We start from the raw sequence: 16,469 nt of genomic DNA, 5'->3' as shown, positions 1-16,469 counted from the left end.
CGGGAAGCCCGCCTTCGCGGTGTCAGCCGATGGTCGCGATCGCGGCACGGCAGCCGGAGCAGTAGGTGCCGGTCCGGAAGTGCCGGCCGACCGCCCACGTGGTGGTCGCGCCCGGCACGCGGGCGATGCCGCGCACCGCCGTGTGGGACAGGTCCGCGGCGACCGCCGCCGGCCGCCACGAGCCGTCGTAGCGGGCCAGCAACGGGGTCGCGTCCTGCCCGGCCCGGACCTCGCCCGCGAGCCACAGGCCGCCCCGACCGTCGTCGGTGGCGGCGTTGACGCGCGTCGGCGCGGACGTGGCCGGCAGCGCGACGCGGTCCCACGCGGCGCCGGTCCAGCGCACCAGTAGCGGTTGGGTGTCCGCGCGGCCGACGGCCCACACGGCCCGGTCGGTGACCACGACGTCGGTCAGTTCCACCTGGTGCGCGCCGAAAGCCGGCACCGCGACGGCGGTCCAGCCCGCGCCGCTCCACCGCCAGGACAGGCCCCGGGACTGCGCGCCGGCCAGGCCGCCGTCCGTGCCCACCGCCCACACCTCCGCCGACCCGGCGACCGCTTCCGCCCGCGCGTACGTGCCGGGGGCGGGCAGTGGGAAGCGTTGCAGCGCCGTGCCGTTCCACCGGTGCGCGACCGGGCGTTCGACCAGGCCCGAGCCCTCGCGCCCGACGGCCCACGCGGTCGTGTCGGACACCGCCGCCACGTCGGTCAACCGGCCCTGCTCGCCGGCCGGCGTCGCCCCGAGCGCCTTGGCCCACCCGCCGGCGCGGGCCAGCAGCAGCGGCCTGGACACCCCGTTGACGTAGTCCTGGCCCACCGCGACGACCCGATCGCCGCGCGCGTGCACGCCCCGCAGCGCCGAGGTCGAGGTGTCCGGCAGCCCGCTCTCCGCGGCCCACCCGGTCCCGTTCCAGCGCAACAGGACCAGTCCGCCGCCGACCTCGCCGAACCCCACGGCGTACGCGGTGTCCGGCGCGACGGCCGACACGTCGTCGAGGACGTACTCCGCCCCGGACGCCGGCGCCGCGACCCGTTGCCACCCGGCCCCGTCGTCGGCCACGGCGGTGCCCGCCGTCAGCACGACCAGCGCGCCCGTGGTCACCGCAGTGCGCCACTTCGTGTTCACCCGATTACCTCCCGTCACCCGGCTGGGGCCGAGTGTGGCGGTGCGCGGGTGGTGGGGGAGAGGGGCGGGCGGCGGCCGTAAGGGGCTCGTAATCACCTTCGGGCGATCATGGCGATGGCGGCGTCCACGGTGTCGCGGAGCTGTCGCGCGTCGGCTCCGGCGCGGGACCGGAGGTTGACGGCGTGGGCGAGCAGGGCGAGGACCGAGGCCGCAGCGTCGAGGTCGGCGGTCCCGGGGTCGGTGGCCCCGGGGTCGGCGGTGTTCGAACCGGCGGTGTCGGTGCCTGCGGTGTCGGGGCCCAGTTGGCCGTGGCGTCGGGCCGTTCGGAGCGCGTTGAGCAGGGCGTTGTGCAGGCGCTCGTGTTGCCGGTCGAGCACGGCGCGCACCTGCGGGTCGTCGTTCTCGGCGCCCGCGTGGGCGTTGGAGATCATGCAGCCCCAGCCCGCGTGCTCGCCGGTGCAGCGGGCGTCGACGAGGCCGTGGAAGAAGTCGGTGATCGCGGGCAGGCCGCGGTCGTCCTGTTCCAGGGGGGCGAGGTTGGACCGCTCGCGGACGTAGCGCTCCAGCGCGGCGCGGTACAGCTCCCGCTTGCCGCCGAAGGTCGCGTAGAGGCTCGACCGGTTGAGCCCGGTGGCGTCCACGACGTCCTGGATGCCGGTCGTGGCCACGCCGCGCCGCCAGAACAGCCGCACGACGGCGTCGAGCGCGGCCTCGGGGTCGAAGTGCTTGACGTCCGGCATCGCGATCACCCGCCATCTTGAACCGAGGGTTCCAAGATACCGGACGGCGCGGCTGCGGGATGCCGAAGCGACGGTGTCCCGCCGCGCTGGGAGTGCGGTAGACGGTGGGGGTCTGGCCCTCGACTGGAAGGACCTCGCCGGTGTCGTCGGGTGTGTTGGCCGGGCGTTACGAGTTGGGCGATCTCCTCGGCAGGGGTGGCATGGGGGAGGTCCGGCGGGCCTGGGACACGGTGTTGCGGCGACCCGTCGCGGTGAAGCTCGTGCGGGGGACCGGGGAGTCCGAGGCGTCGCGGCGGTTCGGGCACGAGGTCCGCGTGCTGGCCGGGCTGGAGCACCCGGGGCTGGTGCCGGTGTTCGACGCGGGCGCGGACGGGCCGGTGTCGTTCGTCGTCATGCGCCTGATCGAGGGGCGGACGCTGCGCGACCAGCTCAAGTCCGGGCCCCTGGACGTCGAACGGGTGCGGGAACTCGGCATCGTCCTGGCCGAAGCGCTGGACCACGTGCACGCGCGCGGTGTCGTGCACCGCGACGTCAAGCCCGGCAACGTCCTGCTCGACCGGGACGGCCGCCCGCACCTGGCCGACTTCGGCCTCGCCCGCCGCGTGGACACCCCGCACCTGACCAGGTCCAACCGGGTCATGGGCACGGCCGCCTACCTCGCCCCCGAGCAGGTGCGCGGCGAGGAGGTCAGCGCGGCCACCGACGTCTACGCGCTGGGCCTGGTGCTGCTGGAGTGCCTGACCGCCCGCCGCGAGTACACCGGCGGCACGGCCGAGGCCGCGCTCGCCCGCCTGCACCGCCCCGTGCGCCTGCCGCCCGACCTGCCCGACGACCTCATCCGCCTGCTCGCCCTGATGACCTCCCTGGTCCCGCGCCGCCGCCCCACCGCGCTGGCCTGCGCCCAGGCCCTGCGCCACCGCGAGCCCCCGGCCGCCATGGCGACTCGCCCCGCCGTGGCGACCCCGACCGCCGTGCCGACCCCCACCGCCGTGGCGACCCCCACCGCCGTGGCGACCAGCCCCGACCGGCCGCGCCGGTGGCGCCCGGCGCTGATCGGGGCCGCTGTGCTGGCCCTCGCCGCCCTGGTCGCCGCCCTGCACGCGCCGCTGATCGCCGCCGACGACCCGCCCCCGTCGCCCACCACCTCGACGCACGCCCGCTGACGGTCCGCGCAGCCGGCCACCGGGTGCGCCGGTCGACGGCAGCGGGGAGGCGCGGCCACGTGGAATCACCACACCTGAATCGATACAGTCCCCGTCCCGCGGTTGGGGAGCGCCGGGTGTGGGTAGGCGGCGGGCACTGGCGGACGACACGGGGGTGGACGGCGGTGGACATGGACTTCGACGACACGACGGCGCGGTGGCTGCGGCGCTACGTCGACCAGGTCGCGGCGGCGTTGGGGTTGGGCGGCGAGTGCGCCTGCGTGGACGCCGGCCCGCCCGCGAACGCCTACGTGGCGCTGGAAGGGCGCGTCCCGTCCTTCCCGGAGTGGGACGTGGCGTTGCTGTGGGACGAGGAACGGGGCTGGTCGGCCGCGCTGGAGACGAACTCCGACGAGGTCGTGCTGGCCTACCTGGGCGGCCCGGCCGTGCCGCCGCCGGCGGAGGTCGCGCGGTTCGCCGACGAACTGCTGCGCGGCCTGCACCCCGGTGACCCGCGGCCGGTCCGACCGGTGTCACCGCGGCGCGCGGAACTGGAGTCCCTGCTGCGGGCGGCGATCCACCGGTCGGCGCGCAACGCGGCCTGACCTCAGCCGTCCTCGCGGGTAGCCGGGTCGGGCTTGCGCAGCCGGTTGGCCAGGACCGCGGCCTGGGTGCGGCGTTCGAGGCCGAGCTTCGCGAGCAGGTGCGAGACGTAGTTCTTGACGGTCTTCTCGGCCAGGAACATGCGCTCGGCGATCTGGCGGTTGGTCAGGCCCTCGCCGATGTGGTCCAGGACCGTGCGCTCCTGCTCGGTGAGCACCCGCACGGGGTCGCCCTGCTCGCGTTCCCGGCGGATGCGGTTGAGCAGCGCCGAGGTCGAGCGGGCGTCGAGCAGCGACTGGCCGGCGGCGACCGTGCGCACCGCGTTGACCAGGTCGTTGCCCAGGATGCGCTTGAGCACGAACCCCGACGCGCCGGCCATGATCGCGTCGAACAGGGCCTCGTCGTCGGTGAACGACGTGAGCATCAGGCAGTTCAGGTCGGGCAGTTGGGAGCGCAGTTCGCGGCACAGCTCGATGCCGTTGCCGTCGGGCAGCCGCACGTCCAGCACCGCCACGTCCGCCCCGCTGCCCGGGACCCGCGCCAGGGCTTCGGCCACCGAACCGGCCTCGCCCACGACGGCGAGGTCGTCGGCGCTGTTGAGCAACTCGCGCACGCCGACGCGCACGACCTCGTGGTCGTCGACCAGGAACACCTTCGCCGTCATCGCGGCAACCACCTCCGACACGATGTTGAGCCTGTCTCGCGTCCACCGCCACCGAACAGGGTCGAAAGTCCCTGCCGGGGGTCGGTGAAGACCCGTCCGGACCGGGACCTGCTCCCGCTGCCGACCCGCCTGCGCCGCGCGACGCTGGGATGCGACGGAGACGAGCGAGAGGACCGTGATGACTTCCCCGATCGTAGTGGGTGTGGACGGATCGGCGTCGGCGTTGTCGGCGGTGGCGTGGGCGGCTCGGGAGGCGGAGCGGCACCGGGTGCCGTTGCGGCTGGTGCACGCGTACCTGGTGCCCACCCGCGGCTACCCGGAGATCGTGCTGACCGGGCACGAGGTGCGGCACGCGATCGAGGAGCAGGGGCGGCGGTGGCTGGCCGAGGCCGAGGCCGCCGCGAAGGCCGCCGCGGACGTGCCGGTGGAGCTGTCGCTGGAGTTCGCGGGCGCCGCCGGGGCGATGGTGTGGGAGTCGGAGCGGGCGCGGCTGGTCGTGCTCGGCTCGCGCGGCCTGGGCGGGTTCTCCGGGCTCGTGGTGGGCTCGGTGGCCGTGGCGCTGGCCGCGCACGGCAAGTGCCCGGTGGTCGTGGTGCGCGGCGAGGACCGCGAGGACGGCCCGGTCGTGGTCGGCGTGGACGGCTCGCCCGCCAGCGAGCAGGCGGTGGACTTCGCCTTCGAGGCCGCGTCCTCGCGCAACGCGCCGCTCAAGGCGGTGCACGTGTGGAGCGACTTCCTGGTCGACGGCCCGTACGGCAGCCGGCTGACCGTGGACTGGGACCAGGTCGAGGCCGCTGAGGAGCGGGTGCTGGCCGAGCGGCTCGCCGGGCACGCGGAGAAGTACCCCGACGTGGTGGTGGAGCGGCTCGTGGTGCGGGACCGGCCCGTGCGTGCTTTGCTGGCCGCGGCGGAGGGCGCGCGGTTGCTGGTGGTGGGCAGTCGGGGGCACGGCGGTTTCACCGGGATGCTGCTCGGCTCGACCAGCCAGGCGCTGGTCCACCACGCGACCTGCCCCCTTGCCGTCGTCCGACCGATCGATGGGGAGTGAGATGTCGGCGAACGACCGCTTGGACCTGGTGGACGCCTACTGGCGGGCGGCCAACTACCTGTCCGCGGGCCAGATCTACCTGATGGACAACCCGCTGCTGCGCGAGCCGCTGACGGCCGCGCACATCAAACCGAGGCTGCTCGGGCACTGGGGCACCACGCCCGGCCTGAACTTCGTCTACGCCCACCTGAACCGGGCGATCCTGGAACGCGACCTGGACGTGCTGTTCGTCACCGGTCCCGGGCACGGCGGCCCGGCGCTGCTGGCCAACACGTGGCTGGAGGGCTCCTACGGGGACAACTACCCGGAGGTGCCGCGCGACGAGCACGGGATGCGCAAGCTGTTCCGGCAGTTCTCCTTCCCCGGCGGGGTGCCCAGCCACGTCGCGCCCGACGTGCCCGGGTCCATCCACGAGGGCGGTGAGCTGGGGTACTCGCTGGCGCACGCGTTCGGGGCGGCGTTCGACAACCCGGACCTGCTGGTGGCGTGCGTGGTCGGCGACGGCGAGGCCGAGACCGGGCCGCTGGCCGCCAGCTGGCACGGGGCGAAGTTCCTCGACCCGGTGCGCGACGGCGCGGTGCTGCCGATCCTGCACCTCAACGGCTACAAGATCGCCAACCCGACGCTGCTGGCGCGCATCCCGCACGACGAGCTGGACGCGTTGCTGCGCGGCTACGGCTACGCGCCCCACTACGTCGAGGGCGACGACCCGGCGCGGATGCACGCCCGCATGGCGGAGGTGCTCGACGACGTCCTGGACGAGATCCGGCGGATCAAGACCTCCTCCGAACGGCCCCGCTGGCCGATGATCGTGCTGCGCAGCCCCAAGGGCTGGACCGGTCCGTCCGAAGTGGACGGCAAACCGGTCGAGGGCACGTGGCGGTCGCACCAGGTGCCGCTGGCGGGCGTCCGGGACAACCCGGAGCACCTGCGGCAGCTGGAGGACTGGCTGCGCTCCTACCGGCCCGAGGAGCTGTTCGACGAGCAGGGCCGCCCGACCCCCGAACTGCTGCGGCTGGCTCCCGCCGGTGACAAGCGGATGGGTTCGACCCCGCACGCCAACGGCGGCCTGCTGCTGCGCGAACTGCGGCTGCCCGGCGTCGGCCCCTACAGCGTCGAGGTGGCCAAGCACGGCACCACGACCTCCGAACCCACGCGGGCGCTGGGCCGGATGCTGCGCGACGTGTTCAAGCTCAACGCCGACCAGCGCAACTTCCGCCTGTTCGGCCCGGACGAGACGGCGTCGAACCGGCTGGACGCGGTGTTCGAGGCGACCGGCAAGCAGTGGCAGGCCGACACCCTGCCCACCGACGAGGACCTGACCCGCGACGGGCGGGTGGTGGAGGTGCTGTCCGAGCACCTGTGCCAGGGGTTCCTGGAGGGCTACCTGCTGACCGGGCGGCACGGCCTGTTCAACTGCTACGAGGCGTTCACCCACATCGTGGACTCGATGTTCAACCAGCACGCCAAGTGGCTGGGCACGCACCGCAAGCTGCCGTGGCGGCGGCCGGTGGCGTCGCTGAACTACCTGCTGTCCTCGCACGTGTGGCGGCAGGACCACAACGGCTTCTCCCACCAGGACCCCGGGTTCATCGACCACGTGATGAACAAGAAGGCCGAGGTCGTGCGGGTCTACCTGCCGCCGGACACCAACACGCTGCTGTCGGTGGCCGACCACTGCCTGCGCAGCCGCGACCACGTCAACGTCGTGGTGTCGGGCAAGAACCTCACCCCCGACTGGCTGAGCCCGGAGGAGGCGGCGCTGCACTGCGCCCGCGGCGCGGGCATCTGGGAGTGGGCGGGCACCGACGACGGCGCGCCGGACGTGGTGCTGGCCTGCGCGGGCGACGCGCCGACGATGGAGGTCATGGCGGCCACCGCGCTGCTCCGCGAGAACCTGCCCGACCTGCGGGTCCGCGTGGTCAACGTGGTGGACCTGATGCGCCTGCAACCGGAGACCGAGCACCCGCACGGCATGCCCGACCGGGAGTTCGACGCGCTGTTCACCACCGACAAGCCGGTCATCTTCGCCTACCACGGCTACCCGTGGCTGATCCACCGCCTGACCTACCGGCGCACCAACCACGACAACCTCCACGTGCGCGGCTACAAGGAGGTCGGCACCACCACCACGCCGTTCGACATGGTCGTGCTCAACGACATGGACCGCTACCGCCTGGTCATCGACGTCGTCGACCGGGTCCCCGGCCTGGGGGCGCGGGCCGGCCTGCTGCGCCAGCGCATGCAGGACCAGCGCGCCCGCCACCACACGTGGATCCGCGAGCACGGCGAGGACCTGCCCGAGGTGCGCGACTGGACGTGGCCCTACTGATGAACGTGCTGGTGGTCAACGCCGGCTCGTCGAGCCTGAAGTTGAGCGTGCTGGGAGAGGGCGACGAAGTCCTCTCCCAGCACCACGTCGAGCGGTGGGAGGGCGGTGCGGTCGAGCTGCCCGACGACGTGCCCGAGGTCCACGCCGTCGGCCACCGGGTGGTGCACGGCGGCGCGGACCTGACCGAGCCGGTCGCGCTGACCGACAGGACGCGGGCGGAGATCGAGCGCCTGACCGACCTCGCGCCCCTGCACCAGCCGCGCGCGTTGGCGGGGATCGACGCCGTGACGGCGCTGCTGCCGGACGTGCCGCAGGTCGCGTGCTTCGACACCGCCTTCCACGCGACGTTGCCGCCGGTCGCCTCGACCTACCCGCTGCCCGAGCGGTGGCGGCGGCGCTGGGGCCTGCGGCGCTACGGCTTCCACGGCCTGTCCCACGCCTACGCGGCGCGGCGGGCGGTCGACCTGGCGGGCGGCGGCTCCCGCGTGGTGACCTGCCACCTGGGTGCCGGCTGCTCGCTGGCGGCGGTGCGCGACGGCCGTTCGGTGGACACCACGATGGGCTTCACGCCGCTGGGCGGCCTGGTGATGGCGACCCGCAGCGGCGACCTGGACCCGGGGCTGCTGCTGTGGCTGCGCGACCGGCTGGACCCCGAGGACCTGGACGACGGCCTGGAGCACGGCTCCGGCCTGGCCGGCCTGGGCGGCCGGGCGGACCTGCGCGACCTGCGGGAGGCGGCGTCCGGGGGCGACGTCGACGCGGCGCTGGCGATCGACGTGTTCGTGCACCGGCTGCGGCAGGGCGTGGCGTCCATGGTGGCGTCGCTGGGCGGGCTGGACCTGCTGGTGTTCACCGGCGGGATCGGCGAGCACGACGCCGCCGTGCGCGCCGACGCCGTGCGCGGCCTGGGCTTCCTGGGCGTCGAGCTGGACGACTCCCGCAACGCCGACCTCGACGACGGCGACACCCGGATCAGCACGTCCGCGTCGGCCGCAGGGGTCTTCGTCGTCGAGGCCCGGGAGGACGTCGAGATCGCGCGCGGGGTGCGGCGCGTGCTCGGCTGACCCCTCACCGGGAGGTGGGCACCGGGTCCAGCAACAGCTCGGTGACCGCGCGGCGCGGGGTCGGGGGGACCGGGGAGCCGAACCCGATGCGCAGCACGGCCTGCGGCACCAGACCGCCCAGGTCCCGCCGCAGCTCGTCGCGCACGGACTTCACCTCGACCGGCTGCGACATGAACGACACCGCCAGGCCGAGGGTGGTCGCGGTGAGCAGGAGCCGTTGCAGGGCCTGGCCGGCCTGGAGCTCGGCCAGCGGGCCGTCGTAGTACGAGCACAGCACGGTGACCAGCGGGTCGGACTCGAAGTCCTTGCCCGGCAGGCGCTCGGCGGCCTGGAAGTCCCGCCGCGCCCACTCGTCCTGCGGCGCGGGCCGGACGCCCGCGGACCCGGCCGGGACGCCGTCGGTGGCGCGCGGCCCGGTCCAGCTGGACAGCTCGGTCCGCACGCCGGCGTCCTCGCTCTGGACGCGGTGCGCCTTCGCGACGAGCTTCTGCAACCGGGCGCGCTCCTCCCCGGTGGCCACGACGTGCAGCCACGTGCGTTCGCGCTCGGTGGCGCGCACCAGCGCCTGGCGGTGCTCGACGGGCACCGGGACGTCGCGGAACGGCTTGCGGTTGGACCGCCGCGCCGGGATCGCCTTGTGCAGCTCGCGGGTCTCCTCGTCCAACGGGAACGTGCCACCGCGCCGCACGACCGCCAGCGCGCCGGGCGCGTCGGCGCCGGGCAGCAACGTCACCAGCGGCCGGATGCCGCGGGCCTGCAACGCCACCCGCAGGTTGAACAGCGCCGCGCCGCAGGACAGCCGCAGCTCGCGGTCGTCCGGGTCGGTCGCGGGCAGCCGGCGGGCGGGGTCGGCGTGCACCTCGATGCGGTCGGCTCCCAGCCGGAACCGCCACGGTTGCGTGTTGTGCACCGACGGCGCGAGCGCCGCGGCCGTCAGCACCTCGATGGTCTCGGCCTCGCCCAACCCGAGCGCCCGGACAGTGCTGTCCATGTCGTCACCTTCGTCCTCGTCCGACCCTGCTCCTCCACCGTCCGCCCGCCGGTGGCGACCCGACACGGTCGGAAGTCCCGACCGGACCGGGCCCCCGGGATCACGCGGGCAGCACCACCACCGGGCACCGGGCGTGCCGCAGGCAGTCCGCGGCGACGCTGCCCAGGAAGACCTCGGCGAGCCGGCCGTGGCCGCGGCTGCCGATGACGAGCATGTCCGCCTGCCGGGAGGCGGCGGCCAGCGCCGTCGCCGCGTCGCCGACGATGGTGACCTCGGCGACCTCCGGCGCGTCGGGCACGGCGGCGCGTTCCTGCGCCACGATGTCGTGCAGCTCCCGCGCGGGGTGCCGGTGGTCGGGCCGGTCGGCGTGCGGGTGCACGCCCATCGCCGCCGCCGGCACGTACTCGGGCTCGCGCAGCCACGCCATCGTCGCCTCGACCGGCTCACCGGTCCGCTTGGCCTGTTCCAGCGCCCAGCGCAGCGCCTTGCGGCTCGCGGGCGACCCGTCCACACCGACCAGGATCATGACCGGTCTCCTTCCACTCGCCCCCAGCGTCGGACGCGCGGGCGGCGGAGGGCAGGGACCTACGTCACCGGTGCGCAGAGCCCATCCGCACTGCCTTTGACGAAGGTGTGCGCGGACCCTCGGAGCCATGAACGCCGCAGAGGTGATGACCCGCCCGGTCGTGACGGTCGAACCGACCACGACCATCCGCGCCGCGAGCGCGCTGCTGGTCGACCACGGCTTCTCCGCGCTCCCGGTGGTGGAGCCCGGTGGCCGGCTGGTCGGCATCGTGTCCGGCATCGACCTGCTGGTGCACAGCATCGGCCAGGGCGGTGGCGCGCTGACCGTCGGCCAGGTGATGAACACGGCCGTGATCAGCGCGCCGCTGACCGCGACCCCGACCGAACTGGCCGGAGCCTTCCTGGGCAACAAGTTGCGCTGCCTGCCGATCGTGGACGCCCGCGGTCGCGTGGTCGGCGTGGTGTCGCGCAGCGACCTGCTGCGCGTGCTGACGCCGGAGGACGACGTCCTGGCCGCCCGCGTGGACCGGTTGCTGCACGCCTACAGCCGCACCCGGCGGTGGACGGTCGAGGTGGCCGGGGGCCGCGTGGCCGTCAACGGACCGTTCGACGACGTCGCCGAGCGGCGCGTGGTCGCGGCGCTGGTGCGGACCGTGCCGGGGGTGGTCGGCGTCGCGCTGGGCGGCGTCCCGGCCGACGCCACGCCCTGATGGACCTCCAGCCGGCCGCCGCGCTGGCGACGGCGTTGGCGGTCGGCTTGCTGCTGGGCGTCGAGCGCGAGCACGACGCGACGCGCAAGCACCCGGCCGGGTCCCGCACGTTCCCCCTGATCGCGCTGGGCGGCGCGGTGGCGGCGGCGCTGTCGCCTTCGGCCGTCGCGGTGGGGCTCGCGGGCGTGTGCGCGCTGGTCGTGGTCTGGTACTGGCACGAGGTCGGCTCGGCCGAGGGCGACATCGGGGCCACCACGGAGGTCGCGGCGGTCGTCGCGTACCTGCTGGGCGCGCTCGCGTGGTCCCGGCCGCAGTTGGCGGTCGCCGCCGGGGTCCTGGTGGCCGTGCTGCTGGCGGCGAAGCGGCCGTTGCACCGGTTCGCGACCGGGTTGGTCGGCGACCGGGACGTGGCGGACGCGATGACGTTGTTCGTGGTGGCGTTCGTGGTGCTGCCGCTGCTGCCCGACCGGCCGCTGGGCCCCTACGGGGTGCTCAACCCGGCGAAGGTGTGGGGCCTGGTGCTGGCGGTGACGCTGATCGGCTGGGCCGGGTACCTGGCCGCGCGGGCGCTGGGCCGGCGGTGGGGGCTGCTCGTCGCCGGGTTCGGCGGCGGGTTCGTGTCCGGGTCGGCGACGACCGCCGTGATGGGCCGCCGCTGGCGTGAGGTGGGCGCGCCCGCGTTGCCGGCCGCCCTGGCGGCCAACATCTCCACCCTGGCGCAACTGGTGGCCGTGACGGCGGTGGCGAGCCCGGCGGTGTCGTGGCGGCTGCTGCCCGCCGCCGCGGCCGGCGCGGTCGTGCTGGCGGCCGAGGTCGCGTGGTTGACCCGGCGGCTGCCGCCGGCGTCGGGCGACGAGGCGGTCGAGGAGCCGGTGAACCGGCCGATGTCGTTGCGCGCGGCCATCGGCCTGGCGCTGGTCCTGGTGGCGCTGCTGGTGGTGACGCGGGCGGCGGCGGACCGGTTGGGCGGCGGGGGAGCGGTGCTGGCGGCCGGGCTCGGCGGGCTGGCCGACGCCCACGCGGCGGCGGTCGCGGCGGCCTCGCTGGCCCCGGCGGCGATCCCGGTCGCGACGGCGGTGCTGGCCTGCGGCGCGGCGCTGGCGGCCAACACGGTGGTGAAGCTGGTGCTCGCGCTGGTGGCCGGCGGACCGGGGTTCGCGGCGCGCCTGGCGGCCTGGCTCGCGCCCGTTGTCGTGGTCGTCGGGGTCGGGGTGGCCTGGTAGGCCCAAGGTCCCTGGGCGGTCGGGACCGCGGCCACTGACCGGCGCGACCGCGCGCCGCGAAGCTGGAGGTCAGCGATCGAGGAGGAGAGATGGACCAGACAGTCGTCGTCGGTGTGGACGGTTCGCCCGCGAGCCGGGCCGCGTTCCGGTGGGCCGTGGAGGAGGGGGAGCGGCGCGGCTGCGCCGTCGAGGTGATCCACGCCTGGCACGTCGACCACGCCCTGGTGATCGGGCCGGTGTCGGCGTCGGTTGCCGCCGCGATGGACACCGGGGCGTTGCGCGACGGGCACCGGGCGGTGCTGGACGAGGTGGTCGGCGAGGTCGAGACCGACGTCGAGGTGCGGCCGGCGCTGGTCGAGGGCGACGCGCGGGACGTGCTGGTGAAGGCGTCCGAGCACGCCGCGCTGCTCGTGGTCGGCAGCCGGGGCGTCGGCCCGATCCGGGAGGTGCTGCTCGGGTCGGTCGGCTCCTACTGCGTCCACCACGCGAAGTGCCCGGTGGTCGTGCTGCGCCAGCCGGAACCGGAGCGCCCGGAGCCCAAGCCCGTCGTCACGCCGGGACCGCTGCTGTGAGCGCGCCGGTCGGCGAACGCGCGCTGCTGGCCGACGGCCGGGTCGTCGTCGTGCGCGAACTCGGCCCCGCCGACGCCGACGCGCTGCGCGCCCTGCACCACGGCCTGCCGCTGGAGGACCGCTACCTGCGCTTCTTCAGCGCCTCGCCGCGCGGGCTGGACGAGTTCGTCGACCGGCTCACCTCACCCACCCGCCCCCGGCACGTGGTGCTGGGGGCGTTCAGCGGCGACGACCTGGTCGGCGCGGCCAGCTACGTGGTGCAGGACGGCGACACCGCCGAGGTGGCGCTGGTCGTCGCGCACGAACGCCAGTCGCACGGCGTCGGGACGCTGCTGCTGGAGCACCTGGTGTCGCTGGCCAAGCGGCGGGGCGTGCGGCGCTTCGTGGCCGACGTCCTGCCGGTCAACGCCCGGATGCTGCGCGTGTTCACCGACCTCGGGCTGGTGTTCACGTCCACATCGGACTGCGACGTGGTGCATGTGGACCTCGGGCTGGAAGCCGACGAGAACTACCTGGAGGCGGTCGCGGACCGCGAGCGGGCGGCGGACGTGGCGAGCCTGCGGTCGGTGCTCGAACCGGCCTCGGTCGTCGTGGTCGGGGCGGGCCGCTCCCCGAACTCCGTCGGCCACGCCGTGCTGCGCAACCTGCGCGCCGGCGGGTACGACGGCGACCTGTGCGCGGTCAACCCGCACGCGCGGGAGATCGCGGGCGTGCCGTGCTTCCGGTCCGTGGCCGACATCCCCGACGCGCCGGAGCTGGCGGTGGTGTGCGTGCCCGCGCACGCCGTGCCGCAGGTCGCCGAGGACTGCGGGCGCAGCGGGGTCAAGGCGCTGGTGGTGATCACCTCCGGGGTGGACGCGCGGGCGTTGACGGCCGCCGTGCGCCGGCACGGGATGCGCCTGGTCGGGCCGAACTGCGTCGGCGTGGCCAGCGGCGACCCCGACGTCCGGCTGAACGCGACGTTCATGCGCGACCCGGTCGTGTCGGGCGGCATCGGCGTGGTCACCCAGTCCGGCGGCATCGCGATCGCGGTGCTGGAGGCGTTGGGGCGGCTCGGGCTGGGCGTCTCGGACCTGGTCTCCACCGGCGACAAGTACGACGTGAGCGGCAACGACCTGCTGCTGTGGTGGGAACGCGACACGCACACGCGCGCGGTCGTGCTGTACCTGGAGTCCTTCGGCAACCCGCGCAAGTTCGCCCGGCTGGCCCGCCGGGTCGCGCGCCGCAAGCCCGTGGTGGCCCTGCGGGCGGCGAGCAGCGAGGCCGGGCAGCGGGCCGCCGCCTCGCACACCGCGGCCACCGCCACCCCGGCGGTCACCCGTGACGCCCTGTTCCGCCAGGCCGGCGTGATCGCGGTGGACGGCGTGACCGAGCTGGTCGAGGTGCTGGCCGCGCTGCACGCCACCCCGCTGCCCACCGGCCGGTCGGTCGCCGTGGTGGGCAACGCCGGCGGCCTGGGCGTGCTGGCCGCGGACGCGTGCGTCCACAACGGACTTTCCCTGGCCGAGCTGGGCACCCGGACCACCGGGGCGCTGCGCGCGCTGCTGCCCGCCCCGGCCAGCGTGCACAACCCGGTCGACACCACCGCGGTGGTGGACGACGAGACCTTCGCCCGGTGCCTGGACCTGGTCGCCGCCGACCCCGCCGTGGACGCGGTCATCGCGGTCACCGTGCCCACCGCGCTGGGCGACCCGAAGTCCGGTGTCCACCGGACCACCAAGCCGCTGCTCGCGGTGAGCACCGACCAGGACCGGCCGGTGTGCCTGGTGTCCGGCGGGACGGCCTGCTACGCCGAGCCCGCGCGCGCCGCCGCCGCGCTGGCGGTGCTGGTCGAGCGCGGCCGGTGGCTGCGCACCGACCACGAGCCCGTCGAGCTGCCCGACCTCGACCTGGCCACCGCGCGGGCCGTCGTCGCCGCCCGGCCGGAGGGCGGCTGGCTGGACCCCGACCAGGCCGTGCGGCTGCTGCGGGCGTTCGGCGTGCCCGTGCTGGGCGGCGTGGTGGCCGCCGACGCGGAGGCCGCCGTGCGGGCCCAGGACGCCTACGGCGGCCCGGTGGCGGTGAAGGCCGTCGCCCGCGACCTGCTGCACAAGAGCCGGGGCGGCGGGGTGCTGCTCGACGTGGACGGCCCGGACGCGGTGCGCGCGGCGTTCGCGACGTTGGCCGGGCGGTTCGGGGACCGGCTCGACGGCGTGTTCGTGCAGCCGATGGGCGCGCCCGGCCGGGAGCTGCTGGTCGGCGTGGTCAGCGACGCGCGGTTCGGGCCGCTGGTGGTGACCGGGCTGGGCGGCGTGGACACCGACCTGCTCGACGACCGGGCCGCCGCGCTGGCCCCGTTGAGCGCCGCCGACGCCGACGAGCTGCTGCGCGGCTTTCGCGCCGCGCCGAAGGTGTTCCGCGAGCACCCGGCGGGACCGGTGCGCGACGTGCTGCTGCGCGTCGGCCGGCTCGCCGAACTGGTGCCCGAGGTCGTCGAACTCGACCTCAACCCCCTGGTGCTGGACGGGGACCGGGTGCTGGCGGTGGACGCGCGGGTGCGCGTCGCGCCGGCGCGGGCCGTCGACCCGTTCCTGCGCCGACTGCGTGACCCCGAGCCCCGGTGGGCGCCGGGGCAGGACATCGAGACGAGCGAGGTGGAGTCGTGAGCACAGGTGCGATCGTGGTGGGCGTCGACGGGACGACGGCGGGCGTGCGCGCGTTGTCGTGGGCGATGGACGAGGCCGTGCTGCGGGGCGCCCCGCTGCACGTGGTCAACGTGTGGAACTACGAGCCGTTGGCGGACTGGGCGATGACCTCCGAGCAGGAGGCGCGCGGCCGGTCGGAGGCGACCGTGGAGAACGCGCTGCGCACGGTCGCGGTGGGCCGCACGCAGTTCCCGCAGATCTTCCGCATGTGCGTGCGCGGGTCGGCCGCGGAGGCGCTGGAGGAGCAGGCGCGCGGCGCGGCGCTGCTGGTCGTGGCCGCGCACACCGGCGGCGGGCTGCGCCGGGTGGTGCTGGGCAGCACCACCGCGCACTGCGTGCGGCACTCGTCCGCGCCCGTCGTGGTGCTGCCGCCGCCCGGCGAGTCGGAGCGGCGCGCGGTCGGCGTGGAGAGCGGGGAGGGCGTGCGATGAGGACCAGGGACGTCATGACCCGGGACGTGGTCACCGTCCGGCCCGGGACCGCCGCCCGGGAGGCCGGAGTCTTGTTGGCGGCCAAGGGTTTCACGATGCTGCCGGTGGTCGACGCCGCCGACGGGCTGGTCGGGGTGGTGACCGAGGCCGACGTGCTGCGCGACCGGCTCCCGCTGGACCCGCGCTCGTTGGTGCACGGCGAACCCACCCGCGCCCGGCCCGCGCCCCGCCAGACCGTCGCCGACGTGATGACCGCGCCGGAGGTGGTGGCCACCCCCGGCATGGACCTGGCGGAACTGGCCCGGCAGATGCTCGACCACGCGGTGCGCAGCGCGCCCGTGGTGGACGGGCGGCGGCTGGTCGGGGTGGTGACCCGGCGGGACATGCTGCGGGCCATCACCCGCGACGACCGGCGGCTGGAGGCGGAGGTCCGCCACCGCCTGGGCCTGTACGCGGACCCGCACCGGTGGACGGTGTCGGTGGTGGACGGGCAGGTGTCCATCGTGGACGCGCTGGACGACGAGCGGGACCGGCACGTGGCCGAGGTGTTGGCGGGCGCGGTGGCCGGGGTCGTCGGGGTGCGGTTCCCCGAGGCCGGGCTGCCGTCCCGGAGGTGA

At 75.3% G+C, this 16,469-nt stretch carries 16 protein-coding genes; 11 read left to right on the top strand and 5 right to left on the bottom strand.

Annotated elements, in window-relative coordinates:
• Window positions 1-22 precede the first annotated feature (22 nt).
• Both ABD126_RS36960 and ABD126_RS36955 read right to left on the bottom strand, forming a co-directional pair.
• Complete coding sequence (locus ABD126_RS36960) at window positions 23-1,123, bottom strand: hypothetical protein (protein WP_343939998.1); 1,101 nt, start codon at window positions 1,121-1,123, stop codon at window positions 23-25.
• A gap of 92 nt (window positions 1,124-1,215) precedes the next feature.
• Complete coding sequence (locus ABD126_RS36955; RefSeq protein ID WP_343939996.1) at window positions 1,216-1,863, bottom strand: TetR/AcrR family transcriptional regulator; 648 nt, start codon at window positions 1,861-1,863, stop codon at window positions 1,216-1,218.
• Between the two features lie 140 nt (window positions 1,864-2,003).
• Between ABD126_RS36955 and ABD126_RS36950 the strand changes: the two genes are divergently transcribed.
• On the top strand, window positions 2,004-3,026 hold the full coding sequence (locus tag ABD126_RS36950; protein WP_343939994.1) for a serine/threonine-protein kinase: 1,023 nt from the start codon (window positions 2,004-2,006) through the stop codon (window positions 3,024-3,026).
• A 170-nt stretch (window positions 3,027-3,196) separates the two neighbouring features.
• The gene (locus ABD126_RS36945; RefSeq protein WP_343940047.1) at window positions 3,197-3,610 is read left to right on the top strand and encodes a DUF6292 family protein; all 414 of its coding nucleotides are present in this window, start codon (window positions 3,197-3,199) and stop codon (window positions 3,608-3,610) included.
• A gap of 2 nt (window positions 3,611-3,612) precedes the next feature.
• Here the strand turns inward: ABD126_RS36945 and ABD126_RS36940 are convergent, their stop codons facing one another.
• Complete coding sequence (locus ABD126_RS36940) at window positions 3,613-4,272, bottom strand: response regulator (protein ID WP_343940045.1); 660 nt, start codon at window positions 4,270-4,272, stop codon at window positions 3,613-3,615.
• A 178-nt stretch (window positions 4,273-4,450) separates the two neighbouring features.
• On the opposite strand from ABD126_RS36940, the gene ABD126_RS36935 reads away from it, so the two are divergent.
• Genes ABD126_RS36935 through ABD126_RS36925 form a run of 3 tightly spaced genes read left to right on the top strand, consistent with a single transcriptional unit; the run spans window position 4,451 to window position 8,716 of the window.
• Complete coding sequence (locus ABD126_RS36935; protein ID WP_343939991.1) at window positions 4,451-5,320, top strand: universal stress protein; 870 nt, start codon at window positions 4,451-4,453, stop codon at window positions 5,318-5,320.
• Between the two features lies 1 nt (window position 5,321).
• Window positions 5,322-7,652: a phosphoketolase family protein gene (locus tag ABD126_RS36930; RefSeq protein WP_343939989.1), complete on the top strand. Its 2,331-nt coding sequence runs from the start codon at window positions 5,322-5,324 to the stop codon at window positions 7,650-7,652.
• Window positions 7,652-8,716: an acetate/propionate family kinase gene (locus ABD126_RS36925; protein ID WP_425542956.1), complete on the top strand. Its 1,065-nt coding sequence runs from the start codon at window positions 7,652-7,654 to the stop codon at window positions 8,714-8,716. The genes ABD126_RS36930 and ABD126_RS36925 overlap by 1 nt, the downstream gene beginning before the upstream one ends.
• A 4-nt stretch (window positions 8,717-8,720) precedes the next feature.
• Here ABD126_RS36925 and ABD126_RS36920 read toward each other — a convergent pair whose 3' ends face one another.
• Both ABD126_RS36920 and ABD126_RS36915 read right to left on the bottom strand, forming a co-directional pair.
• The gene (locus tag ABD126_RS36920; RefSeq protein WP_343939985.1) at window positions 8,721-9,707 is read right to left on the bottom strand and encodes an Acg family FMN-binding oxidoreductase; all 987 of its coding nucleotides are present in this window, start codon (window positions 9,705-9,707) and stop codon (window positions 8,721-8,723) included.
• 100 nt (window positions 9,708-9,807) lie between these two features.
• The gene (locus ABD126_RS36915) at window positions 9,808-10,233 is read right to left on the bottom strand and encodes a universal stress protein (RefSeq protein WP_343939983.1); all 426 of its coding nucleotides are present in this window, start codon (window positions 10,231-10,233) and stop codon (window positions 9,808-9,810) included.
• Window positions 10,234-10,360: 127 nt separating this feature from the next.
• Here ABD126_RS36915 and ABD126_RS36910 point away from each other — a divergent pair, with 127 nt between their 5' ends.
• From ABD126_RS36910 to ABD126_RS36885, 6 genes are all read left to right on the top strand, one after another.
• On the top strand, window positions 10,361-10,942 hold the full coding sequence (locus ABD126_RS36910) for a CBS domain-containing protein (RefSeq protein ID WP_343939980.1): 582 nt from the start codon (window positions 10,361-10,363) through the stop codon (window positions 10,940-10,942).
• Complete coding sequence (locus ABD126_RS36905) at window positions 10,942-12,165, top strand: DUF4010 domain-containing protein (RefSeq protein WP_343939978.1); 1,224 nt, start codon at window positions 10,942-10,944, stop codon at window positions 12,163-12,165. Before ABD126_RS36910 ends, ABD126_RS36905 begins: the two co-directional genes overlap by 1 nt.
• An 89-nt stretch (window positions 12,166-12,254) precedes the next feature.
• The gene (locus ABD126_RS36900) at window positions 12,255-12,737 is read left to right on the top strand and encodes a universal stress protein (protein WP_343939976.1); all 483 of its coding nucleotides are present in this window, start codon (window positions 12,255-12,257) and stop codon (window positions 12,735-12,737) included.
• A complete protein-coding gene (locus tag ABD126_RS36895) occupies window positions 12,734-15,382 on the top strand; it encodes a bifunctional acetate--CoA ligase family protein/GNAT family N-acetyltransferase (RefSeq protein ID WP_343939974.1) in 2,649 nt (882 codons plus the stop codon). The genes ABD126_RS36900 and ABD126_RS36895 overlap by 4 nt, the downstream gene beginning before the upstream one ends.
• Window positions 15,379-15,852: a universal stress protein gene (locus ABD126_RS36890; protein ID WP_343939972.1), complete on the top strand. Its 474-nt coding sequence runs from the start codon at window positions 15,379-15,381 to the stop codon at window positions 15,850-15,852. The genes ABD126_RS36895 and ABD126_RS36890 overlap by 4 nt, the downstream gene beginning before the upstream one ends.
• Window positions 15,849-16,469, top strand: a complete 621-nt coding sequence (locus ABD126_RS36885; RefSeq protein ID WP_343939970.1) for a CBS domain-containing protein — start codon at window positions 15,849-15,851, stop codon at window positions 16,467-16,469. The genes ABD126_RS36890 and ABD126_RS36885 overlap by 4 nt, the downstream gene beginning before the upstream one ends.

This window comes from Saccharothrix mutabilis subsp. mutabilis (assembly GCF_039521145.1).
Lineage (GTDB): Bacteria > Actinomycetota > Actinomycetes > Mycobacteriales > Pseudonocardiaceae > Actinosynnema > Actinosynnema mutabilis.
The sequence above is the reverse complement of the archived record's forward strand: the minus strand, read 5'-3'. Positions and strand labels throughout refer to the sequence as shown.

Excerpts from the sequence above, each read along its gene's own strand:
- ABD126_RS36955 (WP_343939996.1), bottom strand. The coding sequence starts at position 1,863 with ATGCCGGACGTCAAGCACTTCGACCCCGAGGCCGCGCTCGACGCCGTC.
- ABD126_RS36945 (WP_343940047.1), top strand. The coding sequence starts at position 3,197 with ATGGACTTCGACGACACGACGGCGCGGTGGCTGCGGCGCTACGTCGAC.
- ABD126_RS36940 (WP_343940045.1), bottom strand. The coding sequence starts at position 4,272 with ATGACGGCGAAGGTGTTCCTGGTCGACGACCACGAGGTCGTGCGCGTC.
- ABD126_RS36935 (WP_343939991.1), top strand. The coding sequence starts at position 4,451 with ATGACTTCCCCGATCGTAGTGGGTGTGGACGGATCGGCGTCGGCGTTG.
- ABD126_RS36930 (WP_343939989.1), top strand. The coding sequence starts at position 5,322 with ATGTCGGCGAACGACCGCTTGGACCTGGTGGACGCCTACTGGCGGGCG.
- ABD126_RS36925 (WP_425542956.1), top strand. The coding sequence starts at position 7,652 with ATGAACGTGCTGGTGGTCAACGCCGGCTCGTCGAGCCTGAAGTTGAGC.
- ABD126_RS36920 (WP_343939985.1), bottom strand. The coding sequence starts at position 9,707 with ATGGACAGCACTGTCCGGGCGCTCGGGTTGGGCGAGGCCGAGACCATC.
- ABD126_RS36915 (WP_343939983.1), bottom strand. The coding sequence starts at position 10,233 with ATGATCCTGGTCGGTGTGGACGGGTCGCCCGCGAGCCGCAAGGCGCTG.
- ABD126_RS36910 (WP_343939980.1), top strand. The coding sequence starts at position 10,361 with ATGAACGCCGCAGAGGTGATGACCCGCCCGGTCGTGACGGTCGAACCG.
- ABD126_RS36905 (WP_343939978.1), top strand. The coding sequence starts at position 10,942 with ATGGACCTCCAGCCGGCCGCCGCGCTGGCGACGGCGTTGGCGGTCGGC.
- ABD126_RS36900 (WP_343939976.1), top strand. The coding sequence starts at position 12,255 with ATGGACCAGACAGTCGTCGTCGGTGTGGACGGTTCGCCCGCGAGCCGG.
- ABD126_RS36885 (WP_343939970.1), top strand. The coding sequence starts at position 15,849 with ATGAGGACCAGGGACGTCATGACCCGGGACGTGGTCACCGTCCGGCCC.